The sequence below is a fragment of the Nocardioides sp. GCM10028917 genome, from assembly GCF_042666175.1.
Taxonomy (GTDB): domain Bacteria; phylum Actinomycetota; class Actinomycetes; order Propionibacteriales; family Nocardioidaceae; genus Nocardioides.
Genome location: NZ_JBHTFL010000013.1, coordinates 423,111 through 443,153, shown reverse-complemented (window position 1 = coordinate 443,153; position 20,043 = coordinate 423,111). Strand labels below are relative to the sequence as shown.

Annotated in this window: 18 protein-coding genes; 10 read left to right on the top strand and 8 right to left on the bottom strand. The window is 72.6% G+C overall.

Annotated features, from left to right (window positions below):
• Positions 1–61: 61 nt before the first annotated feature.
• From ACFQW6_RS22255 to ACFQW6_RS22245, 3 genes are all read right to left on the bottom strand, one after another.
• Entirely contained in the window at positions 62–1,774 is a 1,713-nt protein-coding gene (locus ACFQW6_RS22255) for an aminotransferase class V-fold PLP-dependent enzyme (protein ID WP_378550763.1), read from the bottom strand.
• 34 nt (positions 1,775–1,808) lie between these two features.
• The gene (locus tag ACFQW6_RS22250; RefSeq protein ID WP_378550761.1) at positions 1,809–2,918 is read right to left on the bottom strand and encodes a glycerophosphodiester phosphodiesterase; all 1,110 of its coding nucleotides are present in this window, start codon (positions 2,916–2,918) and stop codon (positions 1,809–1,811) included.
• 64 nt (positions 2,919–2,982) lie between these two features.
• Positions 2,983–3,993 (bottom strand): glycerophosphodiester phosphodiesterase family protein, encoded by a 1,011-nt coding sequence (locus tag ACFQW6_RS22245; protein ID WP_378550759.1) that lies wholly within the window; start codon positions 3,991–3,993, stop codon positions 2,983–2,985.
• Positions 3,994–4,070: 77 nt separating this feature from the next.
• Here ACFQW6_RS22245 and ACFQW6_RS22240 point away from each other — a divergent pair, with 77 nt between their 5' ends.
• Complete coding sequence (locus ACFQW6_RS22240) at positions 4,071–4,613, top strand: YbaK/EbsC family protein (RefSeq protein ID WP_378550757.1); 543 nt, start codon at positions 4,071–4,073, stop codon at positions 4,611–4,613.
• A 70-nt stretch (positions 4,614–4,683) separates the two neighbouring features.
• A complete protein-coding gene (locus ACFQW6_RS22235) occupies positions 4,684–5,355 on the top strand; it encodes an alpha/beta hydrolase (RefSeq protein WP_378550755.1) in 672 nt (223 codons plus the stop codon).
• A gap of 2 nt (positions 5,356–5,357) precedes the next feature.
• On the opposite strand, the gene ACFQW6_RS22230 is transcribed toward ACFQW6_RS22235, so the two are convergent.
• Together ACFQW6_RS22230 and ACFQW6_RS22225 are read right to left on the bottom strand one after the other, a co-directional pair.
• On the bottom strand, positions 5,358–5,687 hold the full coding sequence (locus ACFQW6_RS22230; protein WP_378550753.1) for a hypothetical protein: 330 nt from the start codon (positions 5,685–5,687) through the stop codon (positions 5,358–5,360).
• Positions 5,687–5,953 carry a hypothetical protein gene (locus tag ACFQW6_RS22225; RefSeq protein WP_378550751.1) on the bottom strand — a complete coding sequence of 89 codons (267 nt, stop codon included), beginning with the start codon at positions 5,951–5,953 and terminating at the stop codon, positions 5,687–5,689. Before ACFQW6_RS22225 ends, ACFQW6_RS22230 begins: the two co-directional genes overlap by 1 nt.
• Here ACFQW6_RS22225 and ACFQW6_RS22220 point away from each other — a divergent pair.
• Positions 5,945–10,351: a BTAD domain-containing putative transcriptional regulator gene (locus tag ACFQW6_RS22220; RefSeq protein ID WP_378550749.1), complete on the top strand. Its 4,407-nt coding sequence runs from the start codon at positions 5,945–5,947 to the stop codon at positions 10,349–10,351. The two genes, ACFQW6_RS22225 and ACFQW6_RS22220, sit on opposite strands and share 9 nt — an antisense overlap.
• A gap of 50 nt (positions 10,352–10,401) precedes the next feature.
• Entirely contained in the window at positions 10,402–11,442 is a 1,041-nt protein-coding gene (locus tag ACFQW6_RS22215) for an LLM class F420-dependent oxidoreductase (protein WP_378550747.1), read from the top strand.
• Between the two features lie 23 nt (positions 11,443–11,465).
• Here the strand turns inward: ACFQW6_RS22215 and ACFQW6_RS22210 are convergent, their stop codons facing one another.
• Entirely contained in the window at positions 11,466–11,987 is a 522-nt protein-coding gene (locus ACFQW6_RS22210; protein ID WP_378550745.1) for a hypothetical protein, read from the bottom strand.
• Between the two features lie 79 nt (positions 11,988–12,066).
• On the opposite strand from ACFQW6_RS22210, the gene ACFQW6_RS22205 reads away from it, so the two are divergent.
• Complete coding sequence (locus ACFQW6_RS22205; protein ID WP_378550743.1) at positions 12,067–13,215, top strand: acyl-CoA dehydrogenase family protein; 1,149 nt, start codon at positions 12,067–12,069, stop codon at positions 13,213–13,215.
• Between the two features lie 31 nt (positions 13,216–13,246).
• Positions 13,247–13,462 carry an amphi-Trp domain-containing protein gene (locus ACFQW6_RS22200; RefSeq protein WP_378550741.1) on the top strand — a complete coding sequence of 72 codons (216 nt, stop codon included), beginning with the start codon at positions 13,247–13,249 and terminating at the stop codon, positions 13,460–13,462.
• 24 nt (positions 13,463–13,486) lie between these two features.
• Here the strand turns inward: ACFQW6_RS22200 and ACFQW6_RS22195 are convergent, their stop codons facing one another.
• Positions 13,487–14,374 carry an alpha/beta fold hydrolase gene (locus ACFQW6_RS22195; RefSeq protein ID WP_378550739.1) on the bottom strand — a complete coding sequence of 296 codons (888 nt, stop codon included), beginning with the start codon at positions 14,372–14,374 and terminating at the stop codon, positions 13,487–13,489.
• Between the two features lie 55 nt (positions 14,375–14,429).
• On the opposite strand from ACFQW6_RS22195, the gene ACFQW6_RS22190 reads away from it, so the two are divergent.
• The gene (locus tag ACFQW6_RS22190) at positions 14,430–15,227 is read left to right on the top strand and encodes a DinB family protein (RefSeq protein ID WP_378550737.1); all 798 of its coding nucleotides are present in this window, start codon (positions 14,430–14,432) and stop codon (positions 15,225–15,227) included.
• A gap of 83 nt (positions 15,228–15,310) precedes the next feature.
• Positions 15,311–16,918, top strand: a complete 1,608-nt coding sequence (locus ACFQW6_RS22185; protein ID WP_378550735.1) for a RecQ family ATP-dependent DNA helicase — start codon at positions 15,311–15,313, stop codon at positions 16,916–16,918.
• On the opposite strand, the gene ACFQW6_RS22180 is transcribed toward ACFQW6_RS22185, so the two are convergent.
• Positions 16,911–17,852 (bottom strand): NAD(P)/FAD-dependent oxidoreductase, encoded by a 942-nt coding sequence (locus ACFQW6_RS22180; RefSeq protein ID WP_378550733.1) that lies wholly within the window; start codon positions 17,850–17,852, stop codon positions 16,911–16,913. The genes ACFQW6_RS22185 and ACFQW6_RS22180 overlap by 8 nt on opposite strands.
• 67 nt (positions 17,853–17,919) lie before the next feature.
• Between ACFQW6_RS22180 and ACFQW6_RS22175 the strand changes: the two genes are divergently transcribed.
• Both ACFQW6_RS22175 and ACFQW6_RS22170 read left to right on the top strand, forming a co-directional pair.
• Positions 17,920–18,843, top strand: a complete 924-nt coding sequence (locus tag ACFQW6_RS22175; protein WP_378550731.1) for a phytanoyl-CoA dioxygenase family protein — start codon at positions 17,920–17,922, stop codon at positions 18,841–18,843.
• A 582-nt stretch (positions 18,844–19,425) separates the two neighbouring features.
• Entirely contained in the window at positions 19,426–20,040 is a 615-nt protein-coding gene (locus ACFQW6_RS22170; protein ID WP_378550729.1) for a maleylpyruvate isomerase N-terminal domain-containing protein, read from the top strand.
• The last annotated feature ends 3 nt before the right edge of the window (positions 20,041–20,043 follow it).

Genomic DNA, 20,043 nt, shown 5'->3' with positions numbered 1-20,043 from the left:
TACTGGAGGTCCTCGCTATTCGTCTACGCCTCGACGTTCACAACCTCTGTGGGAATTACAGCTAGCCCAGCGAGCAGGCCGGCAGCGCGAACCACCGGAGGTCGTCGAAGTCGGCCCCCAGGTGGCCGGTGTCGGACCAGTCCGGTGGAGACGCGGCGGCCATGATCGCGCGGCCCTCGTCGAGGTGCTCCCTGAGCACCGAGACGGGGGCCGTCGTCGTGTGCCGGGGGTAGGTCATCGAGCCATCGGAGGCGTAGGCCACGTCGCTGAGGCGCAGCGGCGGCTCGACCGGGCCGGTGCGGTGGTGCCAGAGGCCGGTCATCGGGTCGAAGCGGTAGTCACCGAGCAGGCGCCAGCCCTCGCGCGCCACGAGGCGCACGGCCTCCACGACGTAGGTGAAGACCTCCTCGTCGACGAAGTAGTTGAAGTTGACCCGCACCCAGCCGGGCTTGATGCCCTCGCATCCGGTGGCGATCTGCGCCTCGAAGCGGTGGCTGTGGTCGAGGTCGATGTCGAGCAGGCGGTGGCCGTAGGGGCCGGCGCACGAGCAGCCGCCCCGGGTCTGGATGCCGAAGAGGTCGTTGAGGAGCGCGACGACGAAGTTGTGGTGGAGGTAGGTCCCGTCGGGCGCCTTGACGACGAAGGAGACGATCGAGAGCCGCTGCGAGTCCAGGTTGCCGAGGATCTGGATGCCGGGCTCGGCGACCCACGTCTCGACCGCGCGGCGCAGCAGCTCCTCCTCGTGGGCCTGGATCGTCTTCACGCCGACGGCCTGCTTGAGCTGGAAGACCAGCCCGGCGCGGATCGACTCCACGATCGCCGGGGTGCCGCCCTCCTCGCGGTGGGCCGGATCGTCGAGGTAGCGGTGCTCGGTCGGGTTGACGTACATCACGGTCCCACCGCCCGGCACGACCGGCACCCGGTTAACGAGCAGCTCGCGGCGCACGACCAGGACGCCCGGGGTGCCCGGACCGCCGATGAACTTGTGCGGGCTGATGAAGATCGCGTCCTTGCGGGAGCTGCCGGGGCCGTACATCTCGATGTCGACGTAGGGCGCGCACGCGGCGAAGTCCCAGAAGCTGAGGGCACCGTGCTCGTGGAGCAGGTCGGCGACGCCCTCGGTGTCGGTGACGATGCCGGTGACGTTGGAGGCCGCGGAGAACGAGCCGATCTTGAGCGGCCGGTCGGCGTGGCGCTCGAGCTCCTCGCGGAGGTGGTCGAGGGAGACCCGGCCGTCGGCGTCCTCGTGGATGGTGACGACGTCGGCGATGGTCTCGCGCCAGCTCACCTCGTTGGAGTGGTGCTCGAAGGGGCCGATGAACACGACCGGACGCTGGTCGGCGGGGATCGCGGCGCTGAGGCGGTGGCGGTCCTCGAGCACGCAGGGGATGCGGAGGCCGAGGATGCCGATCATCTTGTCGATCGCCGCGGTGCTGCCGGAGCCGCAGAAGATGACGACCGTCTCGTCGTCGCCGCCCACGGCGTCGCGGATGATCCGTCGGGCGTCCTCGCGCAGGCGGGTCGTCTGCAGCCCGGTGCCGCTCGCCTCGGTGTGGGTGTTGGCGTAGGCCGGGAGCACCTCGTGGCGGACGAAGTCCTCGATGAAGGTCAGGCTGCGCCCCGACGCGGTGTAGTCGGCGTAGGTGACGCGACGGGGACCATAAGGCCCCTCCATCACCTGGTCGTCGCCGATGACGGACGCGCGGATGCGCTCGAGCAGCGCGGTCGAGGTCGCGGTCGAGGTCGCGGTCGGGGCAGCACCGGCGTACGTCACGGGGTGAGCGTACGCCGGTGCAAGGCCCTGCCTGTCACCGTTGCGAGGCGGTCCAGCCCATCACGCCGGCGACCACGTCGGGGTTGTCGCTGAAGATGCCGTCGACACCCGCGTCGAGGAACGCCCGGGCCTCAGCGGCCAGGTCGCCCGGCGCGTTCGGGTCGGTGCCGACCCGGAAGTTGGCGGCCATGAACTGGTTCTCGCGGCGCAGGGTCCACACGTGCACGACGAGGCCCGCGTCGTGTGCGTCGGGCACCACCGAGGACGGCGCCCCGGTCCGGCCGGCGGCGTCGCGCGGCAGCACCAGGTTCTTCGCGGCGCCCAGCCCGTCGGCGTACGTCGCGATCGCGGCCAGACCTGTCGGCGTCACCATCGAGGCGTACGTCGTGCCCGGCAGGTCGGCGGGTCCGCCAGCGGCGTCGACCAGCTGCGCGAGCGGCGCGTCGACCATCGTGTCGAGCTGCTGGAGGTTCGTGACCTCAAAGGACTGGATGATCACCGGGTCGTCGGCGTCGGCCCACCTGCGCTTCTCCAGCGCGGCGACCAGCGGCTCTTCCAACGACAGGCCGATGGAGTCGAAGTAGGTGGGGTGCTTGGTCTCGGGGTAGATGCCGACCCCCTCGCGGCGGGCGAGCTTGATGACCTCGTCGAGGGTCGGGATCCGCTCCTCGCCGTCGTACGCCGTGTTGTCGGGCCGCACCTGCGGGAGCCGCTCCTTGGCGCGCAGCGTGCGCAGCTCCCGGTAGGTGAAGTCCTCGGTGAACCAGCCGGTGACCGGGCGCCCGTCGATCACCTTGGTGGTGCGGCGGTCGGCGAACTCGGCGTGGTCGGCGACGTCGGTGGTGCCGCCGATCTCGTTCTCGTGCCGAGCGACGAGGACGCCGTCCTTGGTCGAGACGAGGTCGGGCTCGATGTAGTCGGCGCCCTGCTCGATGGCGAGCTCGTAGGCGGCGAGCGTGTGCTCGGGGCGGTAGCCCGACGCGCCGCGGTGACCGACGAGCACCGGCTCGACGTGCGAGGGTTCGGCGGCTGGGGCAGCCGGGGCGGTCGCGGTGGCCGTCGGGGTGGTGGCCGCGAGCGGGGTGAGGGAGGTCAGTGCGGCGGCGAGGGCGAGCCCGAGGCCGGCGCGAGTCCGAGGTGTCATGACGGTGAGCCAACCGGCGCGGGACGGCGGCCCGCGGTCAGGGCGGTGAACGCCTCGTGAACCCTCAGCCGACGGTCGTGGCAGCGCGCTCGCGCACCACCGACAGCGCCTCCTCGGGGTGGTCGGTGATCACCCCGTCGACCCCGGCAGCGAGCAGCGCCCGCACCTCCCCCGCCATGTCGCCGGGCGCATCGGGGGCGGAGCCGCGGCGCAGGTTGGTGGGCAGGAAGCGGTTCTCGGCGCGGACGGTCCAGGCATGGACGGTCAGGCCGCGACGGTGGGCGTCGCGGACGAGGGACGACGGCGCGCCGATCGCTCCGTCCCTGTCCCGCGGCAGCACGAGCGACCGGTGCGCGCCGAGCCCGTCGGCGTACTCGTCGATGCGGTCCAGCTCGTCGGGCGTCACGGGGTGCCCGCGGTCGAGCAGCTGCACGACGGGCAGCCGGGTCCGCTCGGCGAGCCGCTGGAGGACGGGGGCCTCGAAGGACATCAGGGCCACCCGTGCCCACGGGTGGTCGAGTCCCTGTCGCGCGAGCTCGCGCAGCAGGGGCACGTCCAGCGGCAGCCCGGCCGCGTCGTGGTGGGCGGCGTGCTTGAGCTCGAGCGCCACCCCCACCGGACGGCCCCTCCGGACCGACTCCGCGCCGACCATCGCCAGCACCTCGGTGAGCGTCGGCACCCCCTCCGCACCGTCGTACGCCGTGTTGCCGGGTCGGGTGCCGGGCATCCGCTCGCGCGCGGCGAGCGTCTTGAGCTCGGGCAGCGTCAGGTCCTGGACGAACCAGCCGTGCTGCTCGACCCCGTCGACGACCCTCGTGCGGCGCAGGTGGGCGAGCCCGGGACGGTCGGCGACGTCCGTGGTCGCGCTGAGCTCGAGGTCGTGGCGTGCCACGAGCACCCCGTCGCGCGTGGCGACGAGGTCGAGCTCGATGTCGTCGACGCCCATCCGGATGGCGGTCCGGTAGGCGTCGAGGGTGTGCTCGGGACGGTGCCCGCTGGCGCCGCGGTGCGCGACCACGGCAGGGGTGGGGACCAACGACGAGGTCCTGTGCACCGCCTCGCGGGTCACCGTCATGGCACCACGCTGCACGAGCACGGGGACCGGACGGTGGTGCCGCGATGACGTGAGGGTGAATGCCGCATGATGACCGCGTGCCGCTCCCGAGCTTCCCCTCCCTGACGTCCCTGCCCGCCACCGAGCACCACGACCTCGTCGCCGCTCCCGTCGCGGCCGCCCTTGCCGCCTGGCCCGGAGCGGCCGAGGTGGCCGTGGTCGGGATCGACCCCGACCTCGCCGACACGGCGGCGATGAGCGAGGCGTACGACATCCCGATGACGGCGAGCGGCAACTGCGTGGTCGTCGCGGGTGCGCGCGCCGGCGACGAGCGGGTCGCCGCGTGCGTGGTCCGCGCCGACACGCGCGCCGACGTCAACACGCTGGTCCGCAAGATGCTCGACGTGCGCAAGGCGTCCTTCCTCCCGATGGAGCGTGCGGTCGCCGAGACCGGCATGGAGCACGGCGGCATCACCCCGCTCGGGCTCCCGGACGGGTGGCGCGTGCTGGTCCACGACGCGCTGCTCGACGAACCCGTCGTCGTGCTCGGCAGCGGCGTACGACGCTCCAAGCTGCTGGTGCCCGGCCGGGTGCTGGCGGACCTGCCGGGCGCCGAGGTGGTGCCCGACCTCGGGCGGTGAGCTGCGCGCGAATGTGACGTCAGCCGGCGGGTACGGATCGGGGCCAGCACCCATTCACCGCGGAGGCTCGATGTCCGGCGCTCGTCTGGTCCCCGTCCGAAGGGGGCGCGACCCGAAGGGGATCGTGCTCGTCCTGCACGGTGGGGCCAGCCGGGGCGACAGGGCGATGGTCAGCGCCGCGCAGCTCTCCGTGCTCCGCATGGTGCCCCTCGCGCAGCGGATCGCCTTCGCGGGCAGGTCGCGCCTGGCGGTCCACCGGCTCCTCAACACCCACCGCGGCTGGGACTCCAGCACCACGCCGGTGATGGACGTCGCGTGGGCGCTCGACCGCGTCACCGACCAGCACGGGAACCTGCCGGTCGCCCTCGTCGGCCACTCGCTGGGAGGTCGGGCGGCGTTGCTCGCCGGGCACGACCCGCAGGTCCGCAGCGTGGTGGCGCTGAACCCGTGGGTGATGCCCACCGACCGCGTCGGGCTGAGCGACACCCCGGTGCTCGTCGTGCACGGCGGCGAGGACCGCATCGCCCTGCCCACGCGCTCGGCCGAGCTGGCCCGGCGCCTGGCGAGCACCACGCCGGTCGGCTACGTCACCATCCCCGGCGGCCGGCACGCGATGGTGCGGCACGCGCGCGCCTTCGAGGCCTACGCCGCGGACTTCGTCACCGCCACCCTCCTCGGCACGACACCCCGCTCCGAGGCCGTGGCCGCGGTGCTCGCCGGGTCGACGTACGTCGAGGGCTGACCTCAGGGGCGGGAGTCGGGACTGGGTCGTCCGCTGTAGGTCGAGGACCAGTGCTGGCGCATGGACGACCGACCGCACGAGGGATGGTCCTGGGCGGCGCCCGCGCGTGGCCGGAGCAGGAAGCACTGGCGGTCCACACCTGGGTCGACCGTGGAGAACCACGGGTCGCCCGCCGGGGGAGGTACGTCCTGCCGCGTGGTCCCACCCGGCGGCAGGGAGCCGTTGGCGGGAAGGACCAGGATGGCGGCGATGGCCGCCGCCCCGACCACGCCGACAGTGACCGATGGCCACCACCAGCGCGGCGAGTCCGCGCCGATCGCGTAGGCGTTCATCAGGGACGTCCGTGGTCCCCGAAGTCGAGCCGCGCAAGGTTGATGTCCCTCGTGGGCTTCGGCTTCGCCGGCAGCGTGGCCTCACCGTCGCCGAAGTCCAGGCGGTTGGCATGGTCACGCACGGGCATCTTGGGAGCCGGGCTCTTGCTCTTCTTCACCGACTTGGTGATGTCGTTGGCCGGGGGCTCCACGTCGCCGCACGCGGCGACGAGGCTGAGCGCAGCGGTGACGGCCACCACGGCGACGGTGTTCCTGAGGTGGTTCATGGGATCTCCTGGTCTGCGGGACCTCGAGCCGTGCGGCTCGAGACGTCCAGTGGCCCAGGAGCTGGTACAGGTCCTGCGCACGCGTGGTACAGGCCGGGTACACGTGCCGTTGACCAGCCTCCCGAGCCCGAGGATTCTGGCGAGGTGGGGATCAACGTCCTTGGTCCGCTGACCGTCGACGGACCGGGCCGTCTCGGCCCCCACGACCGAGTAGTCCTTCAAGCCCTTGCCACGCGGCCGGGGCGGCCCGTGAGCGCGGACGAGCTGATCGACGCGGTGTGGGCCGACCGGCCTCCGGCGTCCGCCGCCAAGAACCTCCAGTCCTGCATCGTCAAGCTGCGCAAGGTGCTCGGCCCGCAGGCGATAGAGACGACGCCCCACGGTTACGTGCTCGCCGTGCCGCCTGACCACGTCGACGCCCGCGACTTCGAGGCACGGGTGACCCGGGCCCGCGCGCTGCTGACGATGGGCGAGAGCGACCGCGTGGCCTTCCTGCTGGAGGAGGCGCTCGCGCAGTGGCGCGGCCCTGCGTTCGCCGACCTGCCCGAGTGGCCGCCCGCGCGACGCGAGGCCGGGCGGCTGGACGAGCTGCGCCTGGACGCTCAGGAGATGCACGTGGACGCGATGCTGCGCAGCGGCCGTCCGCGCGAGGTGCTGGCGCAGGCACACGCACTGGTGCGGGCCGCCCCCCTGCGGGAGAGACGGTGGGAGCTGCTCGTCCTCGCGCAGTACCAGACGGGCGCCCAGGGCGAGGCGCTGCGCTCGCTGCGCCAGCTGCGGTCCATCCTGGCCCGGGAGCTCGGGATCGACCCGTCGCCCGAGATGCTCGCTCTCGAGCAGTCCATCCTCGAGCAGGACCCCCAGCTGCTGGTCCCGCACGCGCAGGCCGGGCGTGCGCAGTGCCCGTGGCAGGGGCTCGCGGCGTACGACGTCGATGACACCGAGCGGTTCTTCGGCCGCGATGCGGACGTCGACGCCTGTCTGGCGATCCTGGCCAGGGGTTCGTTCGCCGCGCTCGTGGGTCCGTCCGGATCGGGCAAGTCGTCGCTCCTGCGCGCCGGCGTGCTGGCCGTGCTGAGTCAACGCGGCCACCGAGTCGTCCTCGTCACGCCGGGGCCCCGCCCGATGCAGTCGCTCACCGCGCTGCCGGAGGACGCGCAGTCCGGCACGGTCCTCGCCGTGGACCAGGGCGAGGAGGTGTTCGCGCTGTGCGACGACCTCGAGGAGAGGCGGACCTTCCTCGAGCGCCTCGCGGGCGAGGCACGACGACGTCCGGTGCTCGTCACCGTGCGGGGTGACTACCTCCAACAGGTCACCGAGCACGCGGGCTTCAGCCGGTTGGTGGAGGGAGGCCTGCATCTCGTCGGCGCTCTCGACGAGGACGGCCTGCGCCAGGCGATCGAGCGCCCCGCCGAGCAGGCGGGCCTGGTCATCGAGCACGGTCTGGTCGACGTCCTCGTGCACGAGGTGCGCGACGACCCTGGCGCCTTGCCCCTGCTCTCGCACGCCCTGCTCGAGACGTGGCAGCGGCGCGAGGGCAACACCCTGACCGTCGACGGCTACCGTGCCTCCGGTGGCATTCACGGCGCGGTCGCCCAGTCCGCCGAGCAGCTGTACGGACGGATCGGGCCCGAGCAGCGTCGGCAGCTGCGCGACCTGGTGCTGCGGCTCGTCTCGCCCGGGACCGAGGGCGAGGCGGTCAGGACACGGGTGCCGCGGCGGCTCGTGGCACCCGTCCACGACGAGCTCGTCGAGGCCTTGGTCGCCGCTCGACTGGTGACCAGCGACGAGGGTGTCCTCGAGATCACCCACGAGGCCCTGACCCGCGCCTGGCCGCGGCTGCGTGGCTGGCTCGACGACGACGTCGAGGGTCAACGGATCCGTCACCACCTCGCCGGAGCGGCCGACTCATGGGACACCCTCGGGCGCCCTCCCAGCGAGCTGTACCGCGGGGTGCGGCTGACCCGGGTGCTGGACTGGCAGTCCCGCACCGAACCCACCCTCACGGACACCGAGCGCGCGTTCCTCCACGCTGCCCGCGAGTCCTCCGACGCCGAGGAACGGAGCGCCGCCGAGCAGGCGAGGGCGCAGGCGAGACTGATCGCACGCCTGCGCGTGGTGCTCGGGGGCGCCGTGGTCCTCCTGGTCCTCGCCCTTGCTGCCGGTGGCGTGGCCGCGGTGCAGTCCGACCGGGCGAGGGACAACGCCGCTCACGCTGAGCAGGCGGCGGTCTCCGCAGACGCTCGGCGCGTCGGGCTCCGGTCGCAGCTCACCGACGACATCAGCCTGTCGCTCCTCCTCGCAGCCGCCGGCACACGGCTGGACGTCTCGCCGGAGACCCGGGTCAACCTGCTGGCCGCGCTGGCCCGACGACCCCTGCTGGTTCGCTCGGCGGCGCCGTCCGGCGGCTTCCTCGAGGTGCTCGAGGTGAGCCCGGACGGCCGCTGGATCGCGTCATCGGACGACCAGAACCGGATGCACCTCTACGACACCTCCACGAACCACCCGGTGCGCAGCTACGACGCGGGTGACCTCCCCGAGGGGGAACTGGCCTTCATGTTCGGGGCGTTCAGCCCCGACAGCTCGCAGCTCGCCGTCGTCCTCGAGAACGTGCAGTCCACCGAACCGGTGCGCCTGCTGGACCCGAGAACCATGCAGCCGACCGCACCTCGCCTCGCGTTTCCGAGCAGCACGCCGCTGTACGGGGCAGCAGCGCAGTTCAGCGCGGACGGTCGCCACCTGGCCGCCACCGTGTTCCCGCCGGGGGTGGAGGGCGTTCCCCCGGGGTCCCAGGACATGCCGGGCACCGCCCTGGTCTGGGACCTCCGCTCCCCGGGCAGCCCTCCGGTGCGGGTGCCGGTGGGCCTTGGCCTCCAGGGGATGGCGCTGAGCCCGAACGCCCGGACCCTCTACACGAGCTGGCCTCTCACGGCGTACGACGTGGCGTCCGGCAGGCGGGTGTGGCGGCGTCCCCACGTGCGCACGTTCGGCCTCGAGCTGAACTCCGAGGGGACCCTGCTCGCCGTCGGGGGCGACGGGGACGGTGATGGTGCGGTCCTCGTCGACGCGGCGGATGGCAGGACGGTCCACACGCTGCGGGGCCACCGCGACGCGGTCTTCGACCTCCGGTTCTCCCCGGACGGCTCGCTGGTGGGGTCGGTCTCCAGAGGCGGCGACCTCATCGTCTGGGACTCCGCCACCGGCCGGTCACTCGAACGGTGGGACACCCTCGACCCGTACGGCGTCGGCTTCGGCCCGGACAACGACCTCGTCCACGCTGGCGGCGCCGACTCGATGCTCCGCAGCTGGGACGTGTCCGGGCAGCAGACCTACCTCCAGCGGACGACCGAGGTGGAGGACGTCCCCGAGTTCGCTCACGCCGACCTCGCACCGGACGGGAGCCGCGTGGCCTTCACCTGGCTCGACGACCAGCGCAAGGGGTGGATCAGGTTCGTCGACCTCGCCACCGGCCGTGCCACGTCGCCGTCCCGAGCGCCGGTGGACGCGTGGGAGGAAGGTTTCGGCTGGCCGAGCGGGACGTGGCATCCGCAGGGGAAGGAGTACGTGGCGTTCTGCAACATCGAGTGCACCTCCGGGCGCGCGTCCACCTGGCTCGACCCTTCCACCGGACGACAGGTCCGGCGCCGCAACATCGGGACGGTCTCGACGCTCGCGTACGTGGACGAGGGACGCAGCCTGCTCGTAGGCGGCTACGCCACGGGCGGCTCCGACAGGAGGACTGCTCTTCTCGACGCCGAGACCCTTCGTCGTCGGGGCGAGCCCCTGCGCGTGGCTGCGGACTGCTGTGCCACTCCTGTCGGTGACGGGAGCGCGGCGATGGTCTACGAGGTCTCCTCCGTGATCGGCGGCGGCATGGACTGGCAGGTGATCGACATGCACACGGGAGACGTGCTCGTCGAGGGGAATCTCGACCAATGGGTGTACGCCTCGGTCCTGTCTCCGGACGGCTCGACCGTCGCGGCGGCGGGGGCCGACGGTGACATCGTCACGATCGACGTCTCGACGGGGGAAGAGCTCGGGAGATCCGCCAGCCTGGGCGCCGCCGTGTATTGGCTCGACTACTCCGGGGACGGCGAGCTGCTGGTCTCGGGCGCGGAGGACGGCGGGGTCAGCCTCTGGGACGCCTCGACCCTTGACCTGCTGGGCACCGCCCACCCACCCCGTCGCGGCAAGCGGGTGCCGTCCGGCGTGCAGTTCATCGGTGACACCCACGACGTGGCGATCGCGTCGTACGACGGCAGGGTCTACCGGTGGGAGACCGACCTCGACCATGCCCTCGACTTCGCCTGCCAGATGGCCGGTCGCGATCTGACCGAGGAGGAGTGGCGTCAGTTCCTGCCCGCCCAGCCCTACCGGTCGGTGTGCCCGGACGGCTGACCGGCGTGAGCACCCTTGCACCGTGACAGTCCCACTGTCACAGTTGAGGCATGCGTCTCGCCACCCTGCTGATGTACGACGGCAACCCGCGCAAGGCGGCCGACGAGGTGGTCGCCCTGGAGCGGGCCGGCCTCGACAGCGTGTGGGTCGCAGAGGCCTACGGCTTCGACGCCCCCACGCTGATGGGCTACCTCGCCGCGAAGACCGAGACCGTGAAGATCGGCTCGGGCATCCTCAACATCTACTCGCGCACCCCGGGCGCCCTGCTCCAGACCGCTGCCGGGCTCGACAACGTCAGCGAGGGCCGGGCGATCCTGGGACTCGGGGTGAGCGGGCCGCAGGTGGTCGAGGGCTTCCACGGCGTGCCCTACCGCAAGCCGATGGCGCGCACCGCCGAGGTCGTCGACATCATCCGCCGGGGCCTCAGGCGCGAGCCGCTGTCGGCCGACGGCGAGTTCCACCTGCCGCTGACCAAGGACGACGGCGCCGTGACCGGCCTCGGCAAGCCGCTCAAGCTGCTCACCCGTCCGGAGCGCGACACCATCCCGATCTGGATCGCCGCACTCGGCCCGAAGAACGTCGAGCAGACGGCCGAGATCGCCGACGGCTGGATCCCGCACCTCTTCCACCCGGAGAAGGCGCACCTCGTCTGGGGTGACGCGCTCGCGGCCGGCAACGCCCGGCGACACGACGCCCTCGGTCCGCTGCAGGTGATGGCCGGCGGCATGGTGGCCATCGGCGAGGGCCCCGACACCAAGTCGCTGCTCGACTTCGCGCGCCCCATCTTCGCCCTCTACGTCGGCGGCATGGGCGCCAAGGGGAAGAACTTCTACAACGACGTCGCGCGGTCCTACGGGTACGAGAAGGAGGCCGAGGAGATCCAGGACCTCTACCTCTCCGGCAAGAAGCGGGAGGCCGAGGCGCTCGTCCCGACCGAGTGGCTGGAGGCGGCCAACCTCGTCGGCCCGGAGTCGTACGTCCGCGAGCGCATCGCCGCCTTCCGGGAGGCCGGGGTCACCGACCTCAACATCACGCCCGTCTCGGAGGATCCGGCCGCCACCGTCGCGCAGGTGAAGGAATGGGTGTCCTGAGCCACGACGTCATGGCGCGACGTTCACCAGGGCCGGTCGAGCAGGCCCGCCCTGCCGCGCTGCTGCTCACCGAGCTGGGCGTCGAGCACCAGCAGCGCGCCGGTGAGGGCCGGCGTCGCCCACTGCAGCCACGCCAGCTTGCCGCGCGCGTCCTCGGCGACCTCGGGCTGCCGGGGGTGGCCGTCCTCCCCGCTCGCGTCGCCGAGGCGCTGCCCGTAGACGTACGCCGCTGCGGACGCGGCCACGGCAGCGCCGGTGAGCGCCGTCTTGGCCACCACGGCCGCGGTCGTCGGCGGGTGCGTCGCGACGCGGTTGCGGTTGTCGGCGAGGATCGCGATCCCGCTCAGCAGGTGCAGCCCGATCGCGGCACCCTGCACGGGACCCCACCGCTCCCAGCCGGTCCCCGAGACCTCGACCCGCTCCCGCTCCGTGTCGGGCTCGCGCGCGGCCTGGTTGAGCCCGACCGCCCCCATGAGCGAGCCGCCGAACCACGCGGCGTTCGTGACGAGGTGGGTGGCGCGCACGGCCGTGCTGATGAGAGTCATGCCGCCAACGTAGGCACGCCGCACCGGCGTCGCCTCACCCCGTCGGGGAGGACCACCAACCCGACCGATCGGAGGAACCATGCCTGACCGCCCCAGCATCCTCGAGCAGGAGCACGAGGACTTCCGCGCCGTGGCCCGCGCCTTCTTCGAGAAGGAGGTGGCGCCCCACCATGCCGCGTGGGAGGAGGCGGGCATCGTCGACCGCGAGGTCTGGCGCAGGGCCGGCGAGCGCGGGTTGCTGTGCTTCGACGTCGACGAGGCCTACGGCGGGCCGGGGATCAAGGACTTCCGCTACAACATGGTGCTCGCCGAGGAGTCGGCGCGGGCCGGAGCCTCCGGACCGGGCTTCGCCGTGCACACCGACATCATCGTCCCCTACATCTCCTCGCTCGGGACCGAGGAGCAGAAGCAGCGGTGGCTGCCCGGCTGCGTCTCCGGCGAGCTCGTCACCGCCATCGCGATGACCGAGCCGGGTGCCGGGTCAGACCTGCAGGGGATCCGTACGACGGCGGTGGACGCCGGCGACCACTACGTGCTCAACGGGTCGAAGACCTTCATCTCCAACGGGATCCTGTCCGACCTCGTCGTCGTGGTCTGCCGGACCGACCCGGACGCCGGGCACCAGGGCATCTCGCTGCTCGTCGTCGAGCGCGGCATGGAGGGCTTCGAGCGCGGCCGCAACCTCGCCAAGATGGGGCTGCACGCCCAGGACACTGCTGAGCTGTCCTTCACCGACGTACGCGTGCCGAAGGACAACCTGCTCGGCGCCGAGGGCTCCGGCTTCGTGTCGCTGATGGAGAACCTGCCCCAGGAGCGCATCTCGATCGGTTGCATCGCCGTCGCCGCGATCGAGCACGTCCTCGACCTGTGCCTGGCGTACGCCAAGGAGCGCGAGGCGTTCGGCAAGCCGATCGGGAAGTTCCAGCACAACCGCTTCGTGCTGGCCGAGATGGCCACCGAGGCGCACATCGCGCGGGTCTTCATCAACGACTGCGTGCTGCGGCTCAACGCCGGCGAGGTCGACACGGCGCTGGCGTCGATGGCGAAGTGGTGGACCACCGAGCTGCAGAAGCGGGTAGTCGACGCCGGCGTCCAGCTGCACGGCGGCTACGGCTACATGGACGAGTACCCCATCTCCAAGGCGTACACCGACTCGCGGATCCAGACCATCTACGGCGGCACGACCGAGATCCAGAAGGAGATCATCGGGCGGATGCTGGGCCTGTAGGCGGTGGGTCCCGATCGTCTACGTTCGGGACATGGACCTTTTCGAGATGGACGAGACCCAGACCATGACCCGCGAGGAGGCCGCTACCCGGCTGCGCGCCCTCGCCGACTCGCTCGCCAAGCACAACTCGGTGGAGTTCTCCCGCGGGGGCAGCCGCGTCACAGTGGCCGTGCCCGACCAGGTGCGGCTCAAGGTCGAGGTCGAGCTCGGCGACGACAACGAGATCGAGATCGAGATCACCTGGTAGCTCGCCTGTAGCGCACCGGGTGGCTCACCGGACCGACAGCACCTCGCGCAAACGCGCGGCGAACTCGTCCGGCTTGCCGGTCTGCCCGTACTCGCCGCCGAGGAACCCGTTGTGCCCGCCGGGGAACACCACCGGCTCGACACCCAGCTCCCGGGCGACGGCGTAGCCGGCGCGCCCGGCGATCTCCCCGTCCGTGGGGCCTCCCGACTCCTCCCCGACGCCGATGACCACGGTCGTCGGCGCGTCCCGGACCGCGGCGAGGTCCGGGACCCGGGTGCACCCCTCGCCGCGCATGTTGGCCATGAGGCCGTCGTTGCGCGAGCCGTCGTCCTCGGCGGGCAGGCCGAACACCGCGGGGTCCGGGACCGGCTTGTCGCCCGTCCACTCGCCGCGGTGCATCACCAGGCTGACGAAGCGGGCCATCCCGGGGCCGATGCCCGACGCGTCGTAGGCAGCCACCAGGTCGTCGCACGCCCGGCCGATGGCGTCGCCGTCCGGCAGCAGCGGCGCCATCGGGGGCTCGTGCGCCACCAGGACGCGTACGTCGTCGGGGTGGGCGGCGACCAGGAAGAGGGCGTTGACGGCGGCGCCGGACGAGGCGAACAGGTCGACCGGACCGACGCCCAGGGCCTCGACGAGGGCGTGCAGGTCCTCCGCGTGCTGCTCCGGCGTCACCGCCGCCGTGTCGTCGTCGCGCGTGCTGCGCCCGGTGTTGCGCGGGTCGGTCAGGACGAGCACACGACCGTCGAGCCGGGCCGCGAGGCTGCCGAACCCGGTGCTGTCCATCGGCGAGCCGGCCAGGACCAGCGGTGGGTTGTCGGGGGTCGCGTCGGCGAGGTCGCCGACGACGTCGAAGGACAGGACGGCACCGGGGACCGCGACGGTCCCGGGGGTGCGGAGGGCAGCGGTCATGCCGTCATCATCGAACCGGTCGCCGATCGTCCGCAACGCCCCCTAGCCTGCCCGCATGACCGACTTCACCCAGCAGGACCTCAGCGGCTCGAGCTTCCAGCAGGTCGATCTCTCGGGCAGCACGTTCCGGGGCGTCGACATGAGCGACCTGGACGTCCGCGAGGTCGACCTGAGCCGCACCCGCGTGCGGGCGGCGTACCTCGACGGCGTCCGGATGACCGGCGTCGAGATCCCCGACATGGAGATCAGCGGCGAGGTGCTGCGACTCGTGGTCAACGGGGTGGACGTCGTCCCGCTGGTGGAGGCCGAGCTCAACCGGCGGATGCCCGAGCGCGCGCTGATGGCACCGACCGACGTCGCCGGCTTCCAGGAGGCGTTCGCCGTCCTCGACCGGCTGTGGGGCGAGACGATGCGTTCCGCCCGATCCGTGCCCGCCGAGCAGCTGCACGAGCAGGTCGACGGCGAGTGGTCCTTCATCGAGACCCTCCGCCACCTCGGCTTCGCGCACGCGTGCTGGGTCGGCGGCGTCGTGCTCGCCGACCCGTCGCCCTGGCACCCCCTCGACCTGCCGTGGGACGAGGCTCCCGTGCACGAGGGAGTGCCGTGGGCGCGGCGGGTGCGGCCGGAGCTGCACGAGGTCATGGCCGTGCGTCGCCAGCGCCGCGCGACCGTCGCGGAGGTGCTCGACGGGCTGACCGACGCCGAGCTGGCCCGACCGGTCTCCTCGGCCACGCCCTTCCTCACCGACGCCACCGGGCTCACCGTCGCCGACTGCCTGCGCGTGGTCCTCAACGAGGAGTGGGAGCACCGGCTCTACGCGGAGCGCGACCTGGCGGTGCTGGCATCCCGCTGATGTGCTCGGGCTTCCGGCCGAGGTGACGCACCCCTCGTGACTCCCTGCTCATAGGCGCCCAGCCCCGCGGGTACTCCGGCCGGATGACCACCGATTCCGCGCGGGTGCGCGAAGCCGCCGAGCGCTGGTTCGGGCACCGCGAGCTGCTGCCCGGGCAGGAGGAGGCCGTGCAGGCGCTCCTCGGCGGGCGCGACGTGCTGCTCGTGGCTCCCACCGGGGCCGGCAAGTCCCTCGCCTACCAGCTCGCCGGCCTGCTGCTCGAGGGCTGCACGGTCGTCGTGTCACCGCTGCTCGCGCTGCAGCAGGACCAGGTCGCCTCGCTGGAGGAGGCCGGGCTCACCGCTGCCCGGCTCAGCTCCGCGGAGTCGGACGAGGAGCGCGGCCGGGTGCTGGCCGCCGCCCGCGACGGCGACCTGAGCTTCCTGCTCCTCTCCCCCGAGCAGCTGGCCAACCCGGAGGTGCTGGCGGAGATCGCCCGGATCGAGCCGACCCTCGTCGCGGTGGACGAGGCGCACTGCGTCTCGTCGTGGGGCCACGACTTCCGTCCGGACTACCTGCGGCTCGGCGAGCTGATCGAGCAGGTCGGGGCGCCCCGCGTGATTGCAATGACCGCGACCGCCGCGCTGCCCACGCAGCAGGACATCGTCGACCGGCTCGCCCTCCGCGACGCCCTCGTCGTGCTGACAGGCTTCGAGCGCGACAACATCGCGCTCACCGTCGAGCGCTTCTCCGACGCCGACGAGCAGCGCGAACGGGTGCTCGCGATCGTCGACGAGCTGTCCCTCGACCACGGCAGCGGTGTCGTCTACTGCCGGACGCGCAAGGGCGCGGAGGCCGTCGTCGAGGCCCTCCTCGAGCGGGGGCACGACGTCGCGGCGTACCACGCCGGGCTGTCCCAGCGGCGACGCGACGAGGTGCACGAGACCTTCATGTCGGGACGCCTGCCGCTGGTCGTGGCGACCTCGGCCTTCGGGATGGGCGTCGACAAGCCCGACATCCGCTTCGTCGTGCACGCCGACGTCCCCGAGTCCCCGGACACCTACTGGCAGGAGGTCGGACGCGCCGGCCGCGACCGCGCCACCGCCACGGCCGTGCTGGCCTACCGGGCCGAGGACCTGTCGCTGGGGCGCTTCTTCACGACCCCGGTGCCCCAGCCCGCGGACGTACGTGCGGTCGTCAGGGCGGCCTCGGAGACCGGCAGCGACGATCCCCGCGAGCTGAGCGAGCACCTCGACTTCGGTCCGCGGAAGGCCGGGCGCCTCGTCAACCTCGTGCGGCTGGCGCGTGAGGCCGACGAGCTGCCCGACGACGCGGGCCTCGAGAGGCTGGTCGACGCCGTCGTGGAGCGGGCCGAGGCGCAGCGCAAGCTGGAGGGCTCGCGCGTGGAGATGATGCGGGCGTACGCCGAGACGGAGCGGTGCCGCAGCGCGTTCATGCTCGGCTACTTCGGCGCCGAGGTCCGCGACCGGTGCGGGATCTGCGACAACTGCGTGGCCGGCCTCGCGCCCGACGAGGTCGCCGACCCGGGCGTGCCGTACGCCGTCCAGAGCACCGTGCGCCACGCGGAGTTCGGCCTCGGCACGGTCACCGACGTCGAGGACGACCGGATCACCGTGCTGTTCGAGGACGAGGGCTACCGCACCCTGGCGCTCGACCTGATCGAGGAGCGGGGACTGCTCGAGGTCACGTGAGCCACGCGGCGAGCGCACGCCCCAGGCGTACGCCGGAGAGCCAGGCGGTCTCGACCTTGGGCGTCTCGCCCCACCCGTCGCCGCACACCCCGACCGGGCGGTCGCCGTCGACGAGGGCGTAGGGCTCCTCGCGCCGACCCGTCGGACGGGCGAAGGTCCAGCGGTGGACGTGCACGTCCTGCGGCTCGCCGGCGTCGAGCAGCCTCCGGACAGCGCTCACCACGGTGGGCGCGGCGCCGGCCGGGTCGTCGAGGTGGCGCGCGGCCAGCTCGGGCGTCGAGTGGGCGACGAGCACCGGGGCGTCGTCGCCGCGGCGCCGGCCGTCGTCGGCGACCCAGGCGACGTCGGGGTCGTCGTTGACGAAGGCACCTTCGAAGCGGTCGGTCGGGCTGACGCCGTCCCAGGTGCGGTCGGACCACCGGGCGGCGACGGCGATGACCGGCTCCCACTCCCGGCGCAGCTCGCCCCCGACCGGGTGGTCGCCCACCAGCCGGCGTGCCTGCGGGTCGGGCATGGCGAGGACGACGGCGTCCGCGTCGAGCTCCGCCAGCGCTCGCACCTCCCGTCGCTCGACGACCAGGTCGGCCGCGAGGTCCTCGACCAGCGACCGCAGCCCGTGCGGCGCTCCCCAGCGCACCGGGCCCTTCTTGCTGTCCGGCGTGTCTCCGCCCAGCGCCGTGAAGGTGTCGGTCCACTCGTGGGCCAGCCTGCGCTCGGCCCAGTCCTCGACGACGGCGAGGAACCCGGGGTCGCTGACGGTGAGGTAGGACGCACCCAGGTCGACGCGACGGCCCCACAGGGTGCGGGCGGCCATCCGGCCGCCCGGGACGCGACCGCGGTCGAGGACGCGGGTGTCGAGACCGGACGCCCGGAGCTCCCGGGCGCAGGCCACGCCCGACAGGCCGGCGCCCACGACCACCACGTCGGCTCTCATGCGGCGACCCTAGGCCAGGGGAGGAAAAGCAGGTGCGTGACCAGCGCGTGGTGCGTAGAACCACAGCATGGACCTGGACGCCGCAACGCGGTCGTGGATCGAGGACGGCTTCGTCGTCCTGCCCGGCTACCTTCCCGCCACCGACCTCGCTCCCGCCGTCGACGAGCTCGGACTGCTGTTCCCGTCCGCAGCCGAGTTCCACGACGGAGCCGACCCCGATCGGAACGCTCGGTTCATCGGTGACGAGTTCGACGGCATCGACGGCTTCCCGTTCGCGAGCCCCGCACTCAACCGGATCCCGGTCTGCGACGCACTCGTAGCGCTCGCCACGACACTGCTCGGGACACCCGACATCCGTCTCTATTCGGCAGAGGCCTGGGCGAAGTACGAAGGCGCCGCCGACTACGAGCAGGACCATCACCGCGACTACCTCAACCACACCGTCCTCGCGCCCTCCACTGCGCCGGCGTTCCGCCAGCTCGAGCTCTTCGTGTTCCTCTCCGATGTGACGGTGGAGCTCGGCGCACCGCGGATGGTTCCCCGGACCGTCGCCACGGACGGACTGCCCGCGAAGCCGAACTTCTTCCCCCGACTGGACACCGACGACACCCAGGCGGGATTCGTGGCATCGACCGGGCGTCCTGACCTGTACCGGGAGGAGGTCCCGGCGACCGGACCGCCCGGGACCGTGGTCGCCTTCCAGCCGCAGACGGTCCATCGCGGATCCGCGATCACCCGGCCCCGGGGCGCGCGGTTCTCGATGCACCTCAACTACCGCCCGGCGGCTGCCGAGTGGGCACAGCGCCATGCCTGGGCCGACCGCAGCCACGATCCGCGCTGGTACGACTTCGTCGAGCAAGCCGGCCCGCGCCAGCTGGAGCTCTTCGGGTTCCCCGTTCCCGGCCACCCCTACTGGACCGCCGAGACCCTCGACGGCGTGGGCCAGCGGTATCCCGGCCTCGACATGGCCCCGTGGCGCTCGAAGGCATGAAGACCGCGGCCGGACAGCGCCGTGCGCGTCGGGGCCGCCCTCGCGGTCTTCCCGGTGGCCTTCCCGGCGGCCCGGGCAGCGTCATACGAGGGGCGACGCATGGGCGCGCATTCGTATGACGTCCGGTCGGTGGTCCCCTGCGTCATACCGATCCGCAGCCATGAGCGCGCATTCGTATGACGTGGACCGGCTCGCGACGTGCGTCAGGACAACGGTGCGGGCCGCCGTGGCGTTCAGTCGCAGGGCGGCTTCTGGCCGACCCGGAGGTCGAGCCGGGCGACGGACATCGCTCCGCGCCGTCGCAGGTGCCGGGCCGGTGACTGCGACGTCGCCCTTGCAGGTGGGCCACCAGCGCTGCGCCGCGGCGGCCACCGACAGCGCTCCCGCAAGGGCGATCGAGGCCGCCACTGCCGCTCGCAAGATCCAGCGCATGAGGCTCCTCCCCCGACGATCGACCCCACGTTCCCTCTCCGAGCGCGTACGCCCACGTGCCCGCCCCGGACGTACTCGACTTCGGGGATCGGAGCGCAAGCGTGACCCGCTCCGGAGACGTGGAGCACCCCCTGGTCGTACCCTCCCGAGATGGACTCCCCGTGGACGACCTCCTGCCGGGCGTTCGGCGATGCCGCGGAGTGGTTCGTCGCCGTCGCGGCGATGGCGGCGGGCCGGTGGACGGAGCCCGGCCTGGGCGAGTGGGACGTGCGCAGCCTGGTCGGCCACACCAGTCGTGCGCTCCTGACGGTCGAGACATACCTCGCCCGCCCGGCGGAGGTGGTCGAGGTGGGGTCGACGGCCGAGTACTACCGCGCGACCCGGGCCGCCGCCGCGGGCCCCGACGTCGCGGCTCGCGGGCGGGCGGCCGGCGAGGCGCTCGGGACGGACCCGGCCGCTGCCGTCGCGGAGATCGCGGCCCGCGTGGTCCCCCTGGTCGCTGCGTGCGAGGGCACCGAGGTGGTCACCACGATCGCCGGCGGGATGCGCCTGGCGGACTACCTGCCGACCCGCACCTTCGAGCTCGTCGTTCACACCGCCGACCTCGCGGCCGCCCTCGGACAGGCGTCCGAGCCGCCCCCGGTCCCTGCCGCGCAGGCCTTCGACCTGGTCGCGCAGCTGGCCGTCACCGACGGTCGTGCCACGGCGCTCCTGCGTGCCGCCACCGGACGGGAGGGACTTCCGCCGGGCTTCTCGGTGCTGTGACGC